Origin of the sequence: Hydrogenivirga caldilitoris (assembly GCF_003664005.1) — a bacterium.
Classification (GTDB): domain Bacteria; phylum Aquificota; class Aquificia; order Aquificales; family Aquificaceae; genus Hydrogenivirga; species Hydrogenivirga caldilitoris.
In genome coordinates, this window is sequence record NZ_RCCJ01000001.1 from 1,628,029 (window position 1) to 1,642,317 (window position 14,289).

At 41.4% G+C, this 14,289-nt stretch carries 19 protein-coding genes; 9 read left to right on the forward strand and 10 right to left on the reverse strand.

All coding sequences use genetic code 11. The annotated features are described in order from the left end of the window. Positions 1-23 precede the first annotated feature (23 nt). On the reverse strand, positions 24-1,403 hold the full coding sequence (locus tag BCF55_RS08915; RefSeq protein WP_121012930.1) for a phosphoglucomutase/phosphomannomutase family protein: 1,380 nt from the start codon (positions 1,401-1,403) through the stop codon (positions 24-26). A gap of 15 nt (positions 1,404-1,418) precedes the next feature. Between BCF55_RS08915 and BCF55_RS08920 the strand changes: the two genes are divergently transcribed. Next, complete coding sequence (locus BCF55_RS08920; protein ID WP_121012931.1) at positions 1,419-2,576, forward strand: hypothetical protein; 1,158 nt, start codon at positions 1,419-1,421, stop codon at positions 2,574-2,576. A gap of 36 nt (positions 2,577-2,612) precedes the next feature. Here BCF55_RS08920 and BCF55_RS08925 read toward each other — a convergent pair whose 3' ends face one another. The 3 genes from BCF55_RS08925 to BCF55_RS08935 are packed head-to-tail and all read right to left on the reverse strand — an operon-like array spanning position 2,613 to position 5,387. Next, complete coding sequence (locus BCF55_RS08925; RefSeq protein ID WP_121012932.1) at positions 2,613-3,482, reverse strand: glycosyltransferase family 2 protein; 870 nt, start codon at positions 3,480-3,482, stop codon at positions 2,613-2,615. After that, on the reverse strand, positions 3,470-4,252 hold the full coding sequence (locus BCF55_RS08930; RefSeq protein WP_121012933.1) for a glycosyltransferase family 2 protein: 783 nt from the start codon (positions 4,250-4,252) through the stop codon (positions 3,470-3,472). The genes BCF55_RS08925 and BCF55_RS08930 overlap by 13 nt, the downstream gene beginning before the upstream one ends. Next, entirely contained in the window at positions 4,245-5,387 is a 1,143-nt protein-coding gene (locus BCF55_RS08935) for a pyridoxal-phosphate-dependent aminotransferase family protein (RefSeq protein WP_121012934.1), read from the reverse strand. Before BCF55_RS08935 ends, BCF55_RS08930 begins: the two co-directional genes overlap by 8 nt. Before the next feature lie 27 nt (positions 5,388-5,414). Here BCF55_RS08935 and BCF55_RS08940 point away from each other — a divergent pair, with 27 nt between their 5' ends. Further along, positions 5,415-6,515 (forward strand): glycosyltransferase, encoded by a 1,101-nt coding sequence (locus BCF55_RS08940; RefSeq protein ID WP_121012935.1) that lies wholly within the window; start codon positions 5,415-5,417, stop codon positions 6,513-6,515. Then, positions 6,512-7,876 (forward strand): ArnT family glycosyltransferase, encoded by a 1,365-nt coding sequence (locus BCF55_RS08945; RefSeq protein ID WP_121012937.1) that lies wholly within the window; start codon positions 6,512-6,514, stop codon positions 7,874-7,876. The genes BCF55_RS08940 and BCF55_RS08945 overlap by 4 nt, the downstream gene beginning before the upstream one ends. Here BCF55_RS08945 and ndk read toward each other — a convergent pair. Genes ndk through BCF55_RS09850 form a run of 5 tightly spaced genes read right to left on the reverse strand, consistent with a single transcriptional unit; the run spans position 7,848 to position 9,987 of the window. Continuing rightward, the gene (gene ndk / locus BCF55_RS08950) at positions 7,848-8,270 is read right to left on the reverse strand and encodes a nucleoside-diphosphate kinase (protein WP_121012939.1); all 423 of its coding nucleotides are present in this window, start codon (positions 8,268-8,270) and stop codon (positions 7,848-7,850) included. The genes BCF55_RS08945 and ndk overlap by 29 nt on opposite strands. A gap of 5 nt (positions 8,271-8,275) precedes the next feature. Next, positions 8,276-8,818: an ATP synthase F1 subunit delta gene (gene atpH / locus BCF55_RS08955; RefSeq protein ID WP_121012941.1), complete on the reverse strand. Its 543-nt coding sequence runs from the start codon at positions 8,816-8,818 to the stop codon at positions 8,276-8,278. Continuing rightward, positions 8,811-9,374 (reverse strand): F0F1 ATP synthase subunit B, encoded by a 564-nt coding sequence (locus BCF55_RS08960; protein ID WP_121012943.1) that lies wholly within the window; start codon positions 9,372-9,374, stop codon positions 8,811-8,813. The genes atpH and BCF55_RS08960 overlap by 8 nt, the downstream gene beginning before the upstream one ends. After that, positions 9,371-9,805: a F0F1 ATP synthase subunit B gene (locus BCF55_RS08965; protein ID WP_121012945.1), complete on the reverse strand. Its 435-nt coding sequence runs from the start codon at positions 9,803-9,805 to the stop codon at positions 9,371-9,373. The genes BCF55_RS08960 and BCF55_RS08965 overlap by 4 nt, the downstream gene beginning before the upstream one ends. 53 nt (positions 9,806-9,858) lie before the next feature. Further along, positions 9,859-9,987: a hypothetical protein gene (locus BCF55_RS09850; protein ID WP_274542110.1), complete on the reverse strand. Its 129-nt coding sequence runs from the start codon at positions 9,985-9,987 to the stop codon at positions 9,859-9,861. 163 nt (positions 9,988-10,150) lie between these two features. On the opposite strand from BCF55_RS09850, the gene BCF55_RS08970 reads away from it, so the two are divergent. Further along, entirely contained in the window at positions 10,151-10,558 is a 408-nt protein-coding gene (locus BCF55_RS08970; RefSeq protein ID WP_121012947.1) for a CopD family protein, read from the forward strand. Positions 10,559-10,560: 2 nt separating this feature from the next. Next, positions 10,561-10,887 (forward strand): hypothetical protein, encoded by a 327-nt coding sequence (locus BCF55_RS08975; protein WP_121012949.1) that lies wholly within the window; start codon positions 10,561-10,563, stop codon positions 10,885-10,887. An 8-nt stretch (positions 10,888-10,895) separates the two neighbouring features. On the opposite strand, the gene BCF55_RS08980 is transcribed toward BCF55_RS08975, so the two are convergent. Continuing rightward, positions 10,896-12,047, reverse strand: coding sequence for a hypothetical protein (locus tag BCF55_RS08980; RefSeq protein WP_121012951.1), 1,152 nt, complete (start codon positions 12,045-12,047; stop codon positions 10,896-10,898). Positions 12,048-12,175: 128 nt separating this feature from the next. Here BCF55_RS08980 and gcvH point away from each other — a divergent pair, with 128 nt between their 5' ends. The 4 genes from gcvH to holA are packed head-to-tail and all read left to right on the forward strand — an operon-like array spanning position 12,176 to position 14,287. Then, the gene (gene gcvH, locus BCF55_RS08985; protein ID WP_121012953.1) at positions 12,176-12,655 is read left to right on the forward strand and encodes a glycine cleavage system protein H; all 480 of its coding nucleotides are present in this window, start codon (positions 12,176-12,178) and stop codon (positions 12,653-12,655) included. A 1-nt stretch (position 12,656) separates the two neighbouring features. After that, positions 12,657-12,929, forward strand: coding sequence for a thioredoxin family protein (locus BCF55_RS08990; RefSeq protein ID WP_121012955.1), 273 nt, complete (start codon positions 12,657-12,659; stop codon positions 12,927-12,929). Between the two features lie 51 nt (positions 12,930-12,980). Continuing rightward, positions 12,981-13,271 (forward strand): 2Fe-2S iron-sulfur cluster-binding protein, encoded by a 291-nt coding sequence (locus BCF55_RS08995; RefSeq protein WP_121012957.1) that lies wholly within the window; start codon positions 12,981-12,983, stop codon positions 13,269-13,271. Beyond that, positions 13,271-14,287, forward strand: a complete 1,017-nt coding sequence (gene holA / locus BCF55_RS09000) for a DNA polymerase III subunit delta (protein WP_121012959.1) — start codon at positions 13,271-13,273, stop codon at positions 14,285-14,287. Before BCF55_RS08995 ends, holA begins: the two co-directional genes overlap by 1 nt. Positions 14,288-14,289 lie beyond the last annotated feature (2 nt).

Consider the following 14,289-nt stretch of genomic DNA (forward strand, 5'->3'; position numbering starts at 1 on the left):
TCCAAAGGATTTAAACCTTAAAATTATACACTTATCAGGGAGATACCAGACCTAACCAGCTCTTCAAGCTCTCCTTCGGAAGGGGCTTCAGCGTAAACACGGATAAGGGGTTCGGTTCCAGAGGCTCTGAAGAGGAGCCAGCTCTCGTCTCCAAAAACCAGTTTGAGCCCATCTATAGTTATCGTCCTCACCACCTGTTTCCCACCAACAACCGAGGGCGGTTTTTCTATCAGCTCCGTGAGTTTCTTCTTCACGGTTTCGTCCGCAGCAAAGTCAACCCTTCTGTAATAAGCTGTGCCATATGTGTCAAAAACTTCCCTGATTATCTCCGAAAAGGGCTTATCTTTCAAGAGTAAGAGCTCCAGTATAAAGAGAGCAGACATCAGACCGTCTCTCTCAGGTAGAAATGAGGGTATACCGTAGCCCCCGCTCTCCTCCCCACCAAATATCACCTTTTCCTTCAGTATCAGCTCATTTATGTTTTTAAAACCAACGGGAACCTCTCTAAGTTCTATACCCTCAGACCTGCAAATCCTGTCAGCCAGGTAGGTTGTGGAGACAGTCTTTACAACTAATCCGTCTCTAATATTTTTGTGTTTAATAAGGTGAAGAAGCAGGAGGGCATATACGAGCTGCGCGTTGACAAAGTTTCCCTTTTCGTCCACAAGGGCGATCCTGTCTCCGTCTCCATCGTTGGCGACACCGATAGCTGCTCCCACAGCTCTGACCTTCTCCATGAGAGCTCTTAAATTCTTCTCAACAGGCTCTGGCGCACGTCCTCCAAAGAGAGGGTCTCTGTAACCCCTGAGGTTAACCACCTCAGCCATGGTTCCCTCAAGAGCCTTTGCCAAAAGTCCAGAGGATGTACCATACATCGCGTCATGGACTATTCTGAAGGGTCTTTCCTTAAAAAGTTCAAAATTTACCTGTTCCCTAACCTTTAGAAGGTAATCTTTTTCTACGTTAACTTCCTCAAGAGCCACCTCTGGAACCGGTTCTCCATCTACTTCTTTTGCTTTTTCCTCAACTTCTCTCACAAAGCTGGGAGTGGCTGAACCCCCAAAGCTCTCCTTTATCTTGTATCCGTTGTACTGAGGAGGGTTGTGGGATGCTGTTATCATAACCCCGTTATCAAAACCCATATACTTGACCGCAAAGGATACCATTGGTGTGGTGCAGGCTTTGTCTACAAGCTTGACCTCAAAACCTTCTGCTTTGAAAATCTTATACGTTTCCCTTGCAAAGAACTCGGAGGAAAACCTCCAGTCGTAACCTATGACCACTTTTCTGAGACCTTTCCTCTTGAGGACCTCAGCGTGAGCCTTAGCCACCCTCCTTACGTTTTCATAGGTAAAGGTGTCCCCTATTACAGCCCTCCAACCATCGGTGCCGAATTTTATCATGTAATAATTTTACCCATGAGTAACTATTTAACTCTGCTCCTTGTAGCAGCTTTTGTTTCTATAAGCGTATATGAAGGACTTGTAATAGTTGGCATAATATATTCTTTCTTTAAAAGACGTTTTCACTTCTGGGGAGATCTTAGATTCCCTTTGATTGGATTCATATCTTCAACTATCGTTCCCACCGCTGTCTTTTTCCCGAATATGCTTCTAAAAAGTTTAAATGAAGGGTTATTCCAGGTGGTCTATTTTATTAGACCAAACAGTCCACGAAAAATTATAATCAAACTTCCCTTTTTGCTCGTTTTTTTAGGTATTATAGGGCTTCCTGTAGTCCTATATAATGTGCTTTTCAAAGAAAGTGTAAAACTTTTTTGGGGAGGCTCTTTTGAAGTGGCTTCCTTCTACACAACATTTGGTTTTTGCTCCTTTATAATAGGGTTTTATAACCTTAATAAAGAGAAAAAGCTCTCTACCAGTTCCATATTTTTCTTTGTTTTGGGATTACTATTTTTTAGTATCGTTATCTATTCTGCCAGAAGGTCCTATTTAATAGGTATACCTGTAGTATTTTTACTCTTAAACTTTACACTCGCCAAATACAGACTTCTTAATAAGAAAGTTTTTTTAGCTGGTCTCTCTGTACTGTTCCTTGGAAGTGCCATCGCTTACACTTATCTGTCAACCAAAGACTACCGATTTCAAACGTTCAATGAAATCCTTTTAGGCAAGAGGAGCCTTGATTATGAAACCCTTAACAGGATAAGTAGCTCAAGGTACGGCATAATGCTTGATGGCATTGAAATTATAAAGACAGATATCAAAGAGAGAAGGGTTTTAAATCTCCTGCTTGGTCATGGGATAAGGTCCGGTGCTTATCTTCCCCATAAGAGAAGCCCACAGAATTGGCAACGATATGAATCGGTTATATTTGTATCAGAGTTCATAGAGAGAGGTGTGGTCGGGTTACTTTCCATTCTGGCAATTTACTTTATAGCATTCAAAAGGTTTTTAGAAACAAAATTAGAAAATTCTGAAGATATTTTAGTCCTGGCTGGATTTATACCGCTTTTAATTCACTTGATAGGGTCCATTTTTACCTTCTTCTGGGATGCTTTGCTACCCCTATTCTTATTACTATTTAAATTCAGTGAAGCAGCAACAGAAAGGTAAGTACTATAAAAATGTTAGGTTTGTTAGACATCCTGGTTAGTGGTTTGACATATAATATGCAAACCTATCAAGACGGATACCCCACTTTAATACGTTAATTAGGTTGCGCGAGTTCAACACAATGGTGGGTTTTTTAAATAGAGCCCTTAAAACGAGTTTCCAGCCAGTAGGCAAGTTTCCAAACCGTAGACATATAGAAGCAATATGAAAAGTGAACTCTGGAAGATACTCTTTGGGAATTTTATCTCTATAGTCGTGAAAAAGTCTCAGAGTTGAAAGCATAAACCTTATGTTCTTGCTGGTTCTCCCTCCATGCTCTCTTACCATAACTTTCCTGTTGTCTAGAACCCTGATTTTTTTCCCGTTTAAATAAGATCTAATATAAAATTCCCAATCCTCTCTCGGTATGTACTCATCTCTGTATTTTAAGAAGCTTGCTTTCTTTACAGATGTTGCTGAAGGGTATCCTATTAAAGAGTTAAAAATGATAGCCTCAATAGTTTTAGGAATAGGTTTCTTAGACACTCTAACTAACGCACTTTCCGAATTTATAAAGTCTCTCGGTATGGAATAGACTATATCAAAGCCTTTCTCCAATTCTTCCAACGATTCCTCTATGTAGGTGTCCCTCCATTCGTCATCATAGTCAAGAAAGAAAATGTACTCTCCCTTTGATAATTCAACACCTTTGTTCCGTGAATAAGCTCGTTCCATATTCTCAGGATTTCGCACATATACAACTTCTCCTGAAAAATTCTTCACTATTTCAGGAGTTTTGTCTTCGGAGGCATCATCTACAACTATGACTTCCAATGGTTTAATGCTTTGCTTAAGAGCAGACTCTATAGCTTTTTCTATATATTTCTCACCGTTGTATACGGGAATTACTACACTCACCTTCCCCATAAGTTTTTTCCTTCTTTTTCTTTCATTTCAAGTTCAAACAAAAACGCATACTTTAAGAAAGTGTAAAAGGAAGCCATGAATGAAATAATAATCCCTCTATATCCTTCTAAAAATGCCCTTTTAAAGAATAACTCTCTGAAAAATGCCCAAAATGGCCTAAATACAATATCAACAGCAGAGACCTTTTTCCCTTTACTATACTTCACTACAGCTGCATCTATAGCAAAGCTTATACCCTTTTCTGCTTGATGTCTAAGGCTCCTATAGGAGTAATGATATATGTCTCCTTCCAGTTTAGCGATATTTTCGCTTTTAATTTTCAAAAACTCATGAGGTTCGCTTTCCCATATAGGATCAACTTCTTTCCTAACAAGTCTTAGCCTCCACTCAGGTTGCCAGGCATATTTCAAAAATTTCCCAAGATAGTACGTCCGCCTGTTTATCAGATAGCCCTCTGCTTTAGGGTTTTTCAGTTCCTCAATAATAGACCTCCTTAGCTCTTCAGAAACCACCTCATCGGCATCCAAGAAAAGCACCCACTCCTGAGTACATTTCTCTAGAGCCGAATTCTTTTGAGCTGCGTATCCCTTCCACTCCTCTATATAGACCTTAGCTCCATAAGACTCCGCTATTTCTCGGGTTCTGTCTGTAGAGCCCGAGTCCACAACTACTATCTCCGAAGCTATATCTTTAACGGACTCAAGAGTCTTTCCTATTATGTCTTCTTCGTTGTAAGTGATAATAGCCACAGATAACGTAAACCTATTCATATCCAAGCCCGGCTGAGATAGCCTCTAAATAGGCTCCCACACTACTACCAAACTCTACCCTATACCCAAGTCTTTTCAAGGCAATTTCCAGAACGGATAGCACCACAGGCATATCTGTTATATCCATACCCATATGGGAGATTCGGAAAATCCTCCCCTTCAACTTTCCCTGTCCTCCTGCAACCCTGACCCCGAGCTTTAACATTTCCTTCCTAAGAGCTTCAGAGCTTATATCCTCAGGTTTAACGGTCGTTAAAGAAATTGATGGATTTTTCGGAAAGATGCTCAGCCCGAGAGTTTCCATTGCTCTCTCCATTCCCTTGGATATAAGCCTGTATCTGCTTTCTACTTTATCCATACCTTCTTCAAGAAGTATAAGTAATGCTTCCCTAAGCCCAAGTATGAGACTTATAGCCGGAGTAAATGCCGTCTGGCCTTCGGTCTGTTTTTTTAATTCCTCCCGAACATTAAAATAATAAGCTCTGTCAGTAAGCTGACTTTTTGCTCTTTCTGAAAACCAGAGCATGGACAATCCCGGAGGAAGCATGAAAGCTTTTTGAGAACCACTCACAAGAACATCAACCCCCCACTCATGGGGCTTTATGCTGTAAACACCAAGGGCCGTAATTGCGTCAACTACAAGCAGAGCATCAGAGTCTCTTGTTATATCTGCAAGGGCTTTAATATCGTGATATACGCCCGTAGAGGTTTCAGAAGCCTGAACGAGAACTCCTTTAGTGTCTGGATTCTCTTTAAGGAGTCTCTCAACTGCCTCAGGGTCTACACTTTTACCCCACTCAACCTCTAATTCTACAACTTTCAGCTTCCATCTCTTCCCCAGCTCCACCCACCTTTCACCGAATTTCCCTCCGACCACCGCTATTACCTTGTCCCCTTCTTCAAAGAAGTTAAGAACAGAAGCCTCCATCGCTCCTGTCCCAGAAGAGGCAAAGAAAACGAAGTTGTCCTCTTTACAATCAACAAGCTGTTTAAATAACTCCCTCGTTTCCAAGAAAGCTTCCGTGAATTCAGGAGTCCTGTGATGTATTATCTGCCTTCCGAGAACTTCCCTTATGCGGTCGGGAATCTCAACTGGACCAGGAGTAAATATCCTTTCTCCTTTAAAAGGTTTCATAACAGAGTTCTATAATATATCACACTAATGGGGGCGGAAGATAAGATAATCATTTATTTACCAACTCCCTTACCTGGTGGTGCCTTCAACTCAGCGATGCTCCTCGCAGAAGGTTTGAGCAGAGAAGGATTCAAAGTGAAATTTGTAGCTAACAGGAAGGGAAAAATGGAACTCCCATCGGATACTGTATATTTAAACGCCGGTGATTTTATACGACCTTTTAAGCTTAAGACTATAATAGAGCAGGAAAAACCCTTAGCTGTTTTTTCAAACATGTTGCCACAAAATGTCACTCTCTCTATATCCAAATTGCTTCTACCTAAAAACCTCTCATCAACCATAAAATTTATAGGCTTTTCAAGGAATTCTTCTTCTAGAATAAGGAGAGGGCAATGGTACAAACTTCCCTATAGACTGTTTATAAAAAAACTATACGAAAATCTTGATTATATAATAGCTGTCTCTGACTCTGTAAAAATTGATTTAATGAAAGCCTTTTTTATAAAGGAGGAAAAAATCAAGGTCATACATAACCCGCTCAAGCATACAGAAATTTTCAAGAAGAAAAGGGAACCTTTAGAGAAGGTATATGAAGATTTTTTTTCAAAAGGTAAGATTATCATAAACACTTCACGATTCGCTAAGCAGAAAAGACTGGATTTGTTGATCAAAGCTTTTAAAAAAATTTCTAAAGTAAGGGAGGATGTAAGGCTCGTTTTAGTGGGTTCTGGGGAGGAGGAAAATAACTTAAGAAAACTTGTAGAAAACCTAGGATTAAAAGACAAGGTTTTATTTATACCTTTTTCACCGAATCCTTTTAAATACATACATAGGGCAGATGTTTTTGTACTAACCTCTCAAGATGAAGGTTTTGGTCGCGTGGTAATGGAAAGTCTCGCTTGTGGCACTCCAGTTGTGGCTTACAAGAATGAATTTTGCGATCATTCCAGTATAATTACTGATGGATATAACGGTTTTCAGGTACCTTTTGGAGATGAAGATGCTTTGGTAGATAAAGTTCTTATATACTTGTCCAAGGATAAAAAGAAAGTCGCTTGCAATTGTGTTTTATCTACGAAAAAGTTTTCGCTTAGAAGAATAACTTGTAAGATCTTGGAGTTGATATGAAACTGTTAGCCGTTTTTCTTACGGTGCTTTGTTTTATATCCCTCATACCGAACATAGGTAATTACCAGTTCAGGGGTGAAGAAGCTCTTAGAACGATGGTTGCCTATGAGATGGACAAAAGCGGGAACTTAATGCAACCTACTTTGCTTGGAGAACCGTATTATAACAAACCACCGCTGTTCAACTGGCTTATATTATTAAGCTCAAAGTTTATACCTTGGTCTGAGCTCACAGCACGGGCCGTAACGCTTACATCACTGTTACTGACGCTCATTATTATTTATACGTCTAGCCGAGTGCTTGTGAAAAATGAGCCTGGTGTGGCGTATTTAGCACCTCTCGTATTTATAAGTTTCTCTGATGTCTTATTCTGGTACGGATACCTGGCAGAGATAGATATTACCCTAACTATGTTTAACAGCTTAGCCTTATTTTTGCTTTATGTAGGCTTTGAAAGTAATAGAACAATATTCATTGTGGCTGTAGGAATTGTTATCGGACTTTCCTTTTTACTCAAAGGACTTCCTTCATACGGTCTGTGGCTAATCAGTTGCACTGCGTTGCTTATCATATATAGAAATAAACTTAATAATAAAGTTCTTATAAGTATACTAGTTGCAAGCTTAATAGCTTTAATAATCCCTGCCCTTTGGCTTTTAAATACTAATGACCCGATTTTTTACATTAAAAAGCTATTTAGCGAAACTGTATCAAAAGTAAAAGGTCAGTCTGGAGTCATAGATTATTTAAAACATCTGTTTATGTATCCCGTTATCAATTTTAAACAACTTTTGCCTACGAGCATATTCGTGATATATATGGTCTTTAGAGGGAATCGTAGATTACCAAGAGAGCTGAGAATATTGCTGTTTATATGTTTACTGAACTATTTACCCTACTTGTTATCTGCTGAAGGTAAAGGAAGATATGTACTTCCTTTGTTCCCGTTGTTGGCTGTAGTATTTTCCTACTTGGTATTACAGAATAAGAAGTATTTAAAGCCATTAATTTTGACTATATTTGTGCTTGCTGTATTCAGGATACTGTTCGGTTTTTGGGCTTTACCTTTATTGGAAAAACAGAGGGGACCTATCAAGGAGAGCGCTTATAAGATACACTCTATCGTAGGATACGAAGATAGAATTGCCTGTGAGTGTAAAACAGATGAAAGGAAGGCTGTATGCCTCTACTTGGATTTTCTCAGGAAAGATTTTCTTAAAACTGCTCGGCTAACTCCAGATTGGAAATATTTAGTATCGTGCGAACCTAAACATAAGCTCAAAGAAGTCCTGAATTTCCATATAAGGAAAGATGATTACGTATTTCTGTATCTTAGACAACCTCTAACCCCGAAAAGATAAAGGGTATTTCGTAGCTTGCGGACTCTTCAGAGTCGGAGGCGTGGATGGCGTTCTTACCTTTGTCTGTTCCGAAGAGAGCTCTCACGGAGTTGGGAGCAACCTTCCTTGCCTCTTCGCTGTCGGTGGGACCTATTATCTCCCGAACTCTCTGAATAGCGTTCTCTCCCTCCAATATCGCCGCCACCACTGGACCCGAAGTCATAAACTCAACGAGCTCGCCGTAAAAGGGTCTGTCCTTATGGACTATGTAAAACTGCTTTGCTTGCTCTTCGGTAAATCTTAACATCTTGAGGGCTTTAATCTCAAAACCTTCCTCTATGAACCTGTCAAGTATCTTTCCTGTAGCCTTCTTTTGGACGGCATCGGGCTTGATTATTATCAGCGTTCTTTGCATAGGATTTAACCTCCGTGAATTAAGAGTTTTTCAAGTTGTCTTTTTACAGAAGTATCAACTACAAAACCGGAGGTCTTAAACACAAAACCTCCTATTAGAGAGCTATCGTAACCTACTTCTATATCAAGTTCCCTTCCGAAGGTTTTTTGAATGGCGTTAACTATATTGTCTATCTCCTTCTGCTCTATCTCCCTTGCCAAGAAAAGGAAGCCCTTAGACATCCTCATAAGCTTTTCAATTTCGTGGTCGTATAACCTTTTCATCTCAGGAAGAAGGGATAGAGCGTTTATATCCAGAAGATAATCAAAGACCTCAAGCGCTTCAGAAGGAACTTCGTACCTGTTCATTATCTCTTTCAGAAGGGTAAGCTTCTTCTCCTTGGGTACAAAAGGACTGATGAAGTAGTTTCTTGCGTCTTTGCTCTTCCTGTAAAGCTGCGCGAGGAAACTTATAAACTCTCCAGTAGCCATAAGGGTTTTCTTTTCCTTGGGGAGTCTTCTTACCAGCAAGCGTACAGCCTTTCTGGCTATATCCTTACTCTTATGCATTCCTCTTTTCCTCCAGGGCTTTAAGTTGCGCTTCTATGTACCTTTTCTGTACACTTGGGTCTTTAAAAGCCTCTTCAAGCATTTCCTTTGCTAGCTCTTCAGCCTTAAGCATTCCGTAGAGGGCAAGCTCTTCCTTTGCCTTCTTAAGTTCTATCTCAACAGTTTCCCTGGCCTTATCCTTCACCCTCTGAGCAACCTCTTGAGCATGCTTTTTTGTGTTTTCTATCTCCACCTGGGCAGATTCCTTCGCGAGAGCTATGGACTCATCGGCTCTAACCTTTGCCCTTTCCAGCTCCTCCTTTGCCCTTTTAAGCTCTTCCTTTGCAGCCTGAAGCTCCGCCTCCGAATCATCAACCCCTTTCGTAAGGGACTTCCAGAAGTTGTTAAAGGCTTCGGATACGGGTTTTCTTCCAAACCAGTAAACTATACCAAGGAACAGAAGTATGTTGAAACCCTTCCAAAAGAGCTCAAGAGGGCTGTGGTGGGCACCTCCTTCTCCACCAGCCGCGAACACAATACCTGAAATCAAAGCTATTCCAATGAGAATTTTCTTCATGCCGCTTCTCCAAGTATCCTCTTGACTATACTGTTTGCTATATCCCTAACGGCTTCTTCCAGCTTCTTCTTCTCTTCCTCAAGAGACTTCCTTATCTCGGCAACCTTAGCAGATATCTCCTCCTGAGCCTCTTTCTCAGCCTTGTCAAGGATATCAGCCTTTATCCTGTTAGCCTCTCTCCTTGCCTCCTCAAGTATAGAGCTTGCCTCAGAGCGGGCTTTCTCCAGGATTTCTCTGGCTTCGTTCAGATAACCCTTCGCCTCTTCACGGACTCTTGAGGCTGCTTCTAAGTTCTTCCTTATAAGTCCTTCCCTTTCCTCAATCACCTTTGAGTAGGGCTTCACATAAATAAAGTTAACAATTAAGACAAAAGCCAAGAATAATACCGCCTGTATCAAGAGGGTTACGTTCGGGATAACTCCTATATCCATTTCAACCTCCGAGGTTTAACAATTATCCTATAAAGGCGGTGTTATTTCAAGCCTTAGCTTGCTTTAGCAAGCTTATTGTAGAGAACTCTGTCTCTCTCTACAATTTTCTTTGTCTTCTCTTTCAGCTTCTTCCTGCTTTTTCTACCCATTGCCCTGAGAAGACCCGTGAGAAGACCAGCCATGTATTTAACTATAGGAGTACACCTTCCGTATACAAAGACGAGTTTCACCCGTATTTCAGAAATTTAGGGATAGGGATTTATGTTTTTGAAACCCTTAACTTTTTTGTGGAGCTTTATTAGGACTTTGAATTATAATGCTTTAAGCCTTAAAGGGAGGTGTGAGATGTATAAGTCTATGCTTTTCCTACATATATTCTTTGCAATGGTATGGATAGGCGGGATGGTTTTCAATCTACTTTTCCTTCAACCAGCCTCAAAAGAAATTAAGCCCGAGGAAACCCGACTGAGTTTTGCACATAGAGTCCTGGGACGTTTCTTCTCCGCTGTATGGCTTTCCATAGCCATTCTTTTCCTGACCGGTATGTGGATGTGGCACTCGGTAAGACCTGATTTTAACACTAACGCCCTCTTCCACACAAAGCTTTTCCTGTTCGGGATAATGGTGCTTAACTTCATTTACATATACTTCTACCTCTTCAGAAAGAGGTTGTTTAAACACATACCGAACTTCGTCTGGATAAATCTGATACTTGGGATACTTGTAACCCTGATAATCACCTATATAAGGTAGTTATGGATAACCCCGTAGTGTACGGAGCTACCAAGCTCTTCCTGAATTTTGAGTTTCTGGCTTTTTTCACGGTACTGTTCTGTGGTGAGTTCACCTTACAAACCCTGGGCAGAAAGATTCGTGAGCATAAGGACACCTACACACTGGCAAGGCTCCTGTTCCTTCTTTTACTCCTTACAAGCTTTGGGCTATGGATAGAAGGTCCCGTGCGAGATTTTTTATTGATAAGCCTTGCAGAACCCGAACATATCGTGCTGTATACGAGGGCATCCATAGTCCTGTGGACTGTACTAATATCACTCCTGGAAGGTTATGAGCTCAAAAAATAGGTGTATCCTTAAACTTCTCTTACCCTCTTCAGAAAGTGCAGGAAGGTAACCTTAAAAAAGCTAAACAGTATAAATAGGTAAACCAGAGAGGACAGCTTGTTTAAAGGATAAAAGAGAGAATCCACAACCAGGAAAAGCATAAAGGTTGCCACCGACCTCTCCAGAAATACCGGAAACCCCTGTTCATCTATAAGCTCATTTATAGTAGGTACGTTACCTTCCTTCCTTGAGGCAAACTTCCAGTTCCACATTATGCGAGGGAAAAGGTGGGACATACCTCCGAATATGGTAAAGGTAGTAAAACCGTAAACAAGGAAATCCATATGCAGCCTGAACACTTCCGGAAGGACTCCAGGGTGTGAAGCTGAGAAAACCCCCAGGAGGAGACCAACAGGCAAAAATACAAGCGCTACAAAGAAAGCTCTCACAACGTAAGGGAGGGGAGAAGGCATACGCCGCTGGGATAAAAGCTTGTAGAGCAGGTATATAAAGTAAAGAGAGATTCCAAACTCAAGGATTGAAGCGAGCGCTATCAACCTGTAGTCAAGAAGAAAGAAGGAGACTAACAAAAGCAAGGTGGATATCTGTTTTCCGTAAAAGAGCTTCTGGGCTCTCCTAACGTTCAGAGTCTCCATCAAGAGCATAGGTATCCACGCCAGTTCAACCCCGTAAACTGCGTTCAACATAGAGCCAACGGTCAGTGTATGAACAGCAAGTTGTAGAGAAACGATACCCGTATGCAAATGGAGTGCCAAGAACAAGGAAGACAACGCCAGGTAAAGGGCTGACACCCCAAGAAACTTGACGGTTACAGGCATCCAGTTTTTGACATTAAAAAGGGAGTGAAAGAAGAAAAGAGAATAGGAAGAAGCCAAAAGCAGAGAAGCCACATCGTACCTTCCAGTGTAGAAGAGCAAAAACGAAAGCAGGAGCAATCCGAACACAATGTAAGACAGCTGAGGGAAGGACAGTTTCCTGTTCTGGGAATTGGGAATTATCTGGTACATAGCGCCCAGGAGCGTATTACCAATAAACCCGAAAACCAGAACCACAAGGAAGAACTTCAAGTCTTTATCAAACGCCTTTACAACGAGAGATAGAAGAAGGTTCACAAGGGCAAAAACGAAAATGAACGGAGATACCTTTGAAATGTAAAACATCTCCTCCTCCAATAAGTAATCAGTTATTTACTATAATGCTACCACGGAGGGATAGCAATAAGTCTAACTAATAGGTTTATAAGAGCTCAATGTAAATATTTGTTTATTCTGGTATATATTTATTATCTATGGAGAAGAAAACCACCCAAGACTTTGGTAACGCATGGGAGTATCAGGGTTGTATGATTCCCAAGGACTTATACTATGACATAGAGAACCAGGTTTGGCTCAGGGTCAACGAAGACGGTACCGTAACAATGGGTCTTACCGATGTGGGTCAGACGAGAGCAGGAAGGCTTCTTCATGCAAGGATAAAACCCATAGGTACTAAAGTCAAGAAGGGAAAACCCATAGCTACTCTTGAAAGCGGTAAGTGGGCAGGTCCCGTGCCTGCCCTGGTTGAGGGTGAGGTAATAGACATAAACCAGAGGGTTGCGGAAGACCCAAACTTCATAAATATTGACCCCTATGGTGAGGCTTGGATAGTTAAAGTCAAACCCTTTGACCTAGAGAGAGACCTCAAGGAACTCGTTTCAGGGGAGGAGGCTCTTGAAAAGATGAGGGAACATATAGATGAGTGGGATATAGTATGTATGAGGTGTATGTGAGATGAGTGCTAAAGAGAGACATGTGATACTGCTTGTCTCCCAGTGGTGTCCAACCTGCCCACACGCAGACGCCCTTTGGAGGAAGCTCCAGGAAGAATACGGCTTCAAATACGAGGTTTTGGACATAGCGACACCGGAAGGACGCTACTGGGTTAATAAGCTACTTGTAAGAAGTGTCCCCTCCTCGGTCGTAGATGGTAGGCTCGCCTTTGTCGGTGTTCCCGATGAGAGAGAAGCACGTCAGGTTATAGAACAGGGCGTCCAGACGGGCTGAGCATATCCCAAATCATACAAGCTGTTTATTACCCAAGTAAAATTTATCGCTATGAAGGTGAAGATAAACGGGAAGGTTTTTGACATCCCTAAAGGAGTCAGGTTCGGCGAGCTCAGCCACGAGATAGAGAAGGCTGGCATAGAGTTTGGTTGTACAGATGGGCAGTGTGGCGTCTGTATAGCACGGGTTCTGAAAGGGCTTGAGTGTTTAAAGGAACCCTCAGAAGATGAAGAAGAGACACTCTGGAGGATAGGAGCCGTAGATGAGGAAGAAAGACTCACCTGTCAGCTGATAATAGAGGATGAAAGCTGTGGTGAGATTGAGTTAGAGTCTGAAGATTGATGGGTTACAAAGTTCTCCAATATCAAAAGGAAGTTATTGAAAAGGGAAAAGTCAAACCCCTTAACCTTATCCATGGAGAGGAGCACTTTTTGGTCAGAACGCTTATAGAAAAGCTTAAAGATAAATTTGGGGAGAACTTTAACTTATCCTGGGGAGACGAGATAGACCTTGAAGACTTATACGAGCTATCTTCCGAGGGGAGCTTATTCTCAGCCGCCTCTGAAAAGGCCATACTGCTTATGAACTTTGATGAGTTTCTTAAGAAGTTGGGGAGGAAAAGGAAAAGCGTTGAAGCTCTGACGGATTTACTAAAGAGCTTGAAAACCACAAAACTATTCGCCGTTGTCAATTACAAACTCACAAACCAAGAGCTTTCAAAAGAACCCTATAAAACGTTTTCGGAGCTTGGAGACATAATACTTGCAGATAAGCTACCAACTAACAGGATAAAGGAAATCGTCAGGAAGAAGTTTGAGCGTGAGGGGGGCGGAATTGAGGAAGAGGCGCTTGACCTCCTCGTGGATACTTGTCAGGGTAATCTAATGGTTTTGAAGAATGAGAGCGAAAAGCTTTTAGCTTACGCTGACGGTAGGAAGATAACTTTAGAGGATGTCAGGAGGGTGTGTTTGCCCTGGGAGGAGTACACCCTCTTTGAGTTTGTGGACAGCTTCTTTCAAAAGGATATAGGAAAGTCTCTTCGTATACTCAGAGACATCTATACTAAAGACACCCATGCCTTGCAGGTGATGGGAATGTTGATAGGATATATAACAAAGCTCTTTGTTGTTCATGAGCTTCTTTCTGAAGGGGAAAAACTTGAGAGTGCCTTAGATAAGGTTGGTGTGAAACATCAGTTCGCAAAGGTAAAGTTCAAAGGATACCTTGATAAGGTTCCAAGGGAGGCAGCCAGAACCCTTATTGAAGATATATACAGGCTTGACTATAGTGTGAAGGTTCTTTTCGTAAACCCTGAAGACGCTCTTGAGAAATTTACAACCGAGTACGTACTCAGTTGACT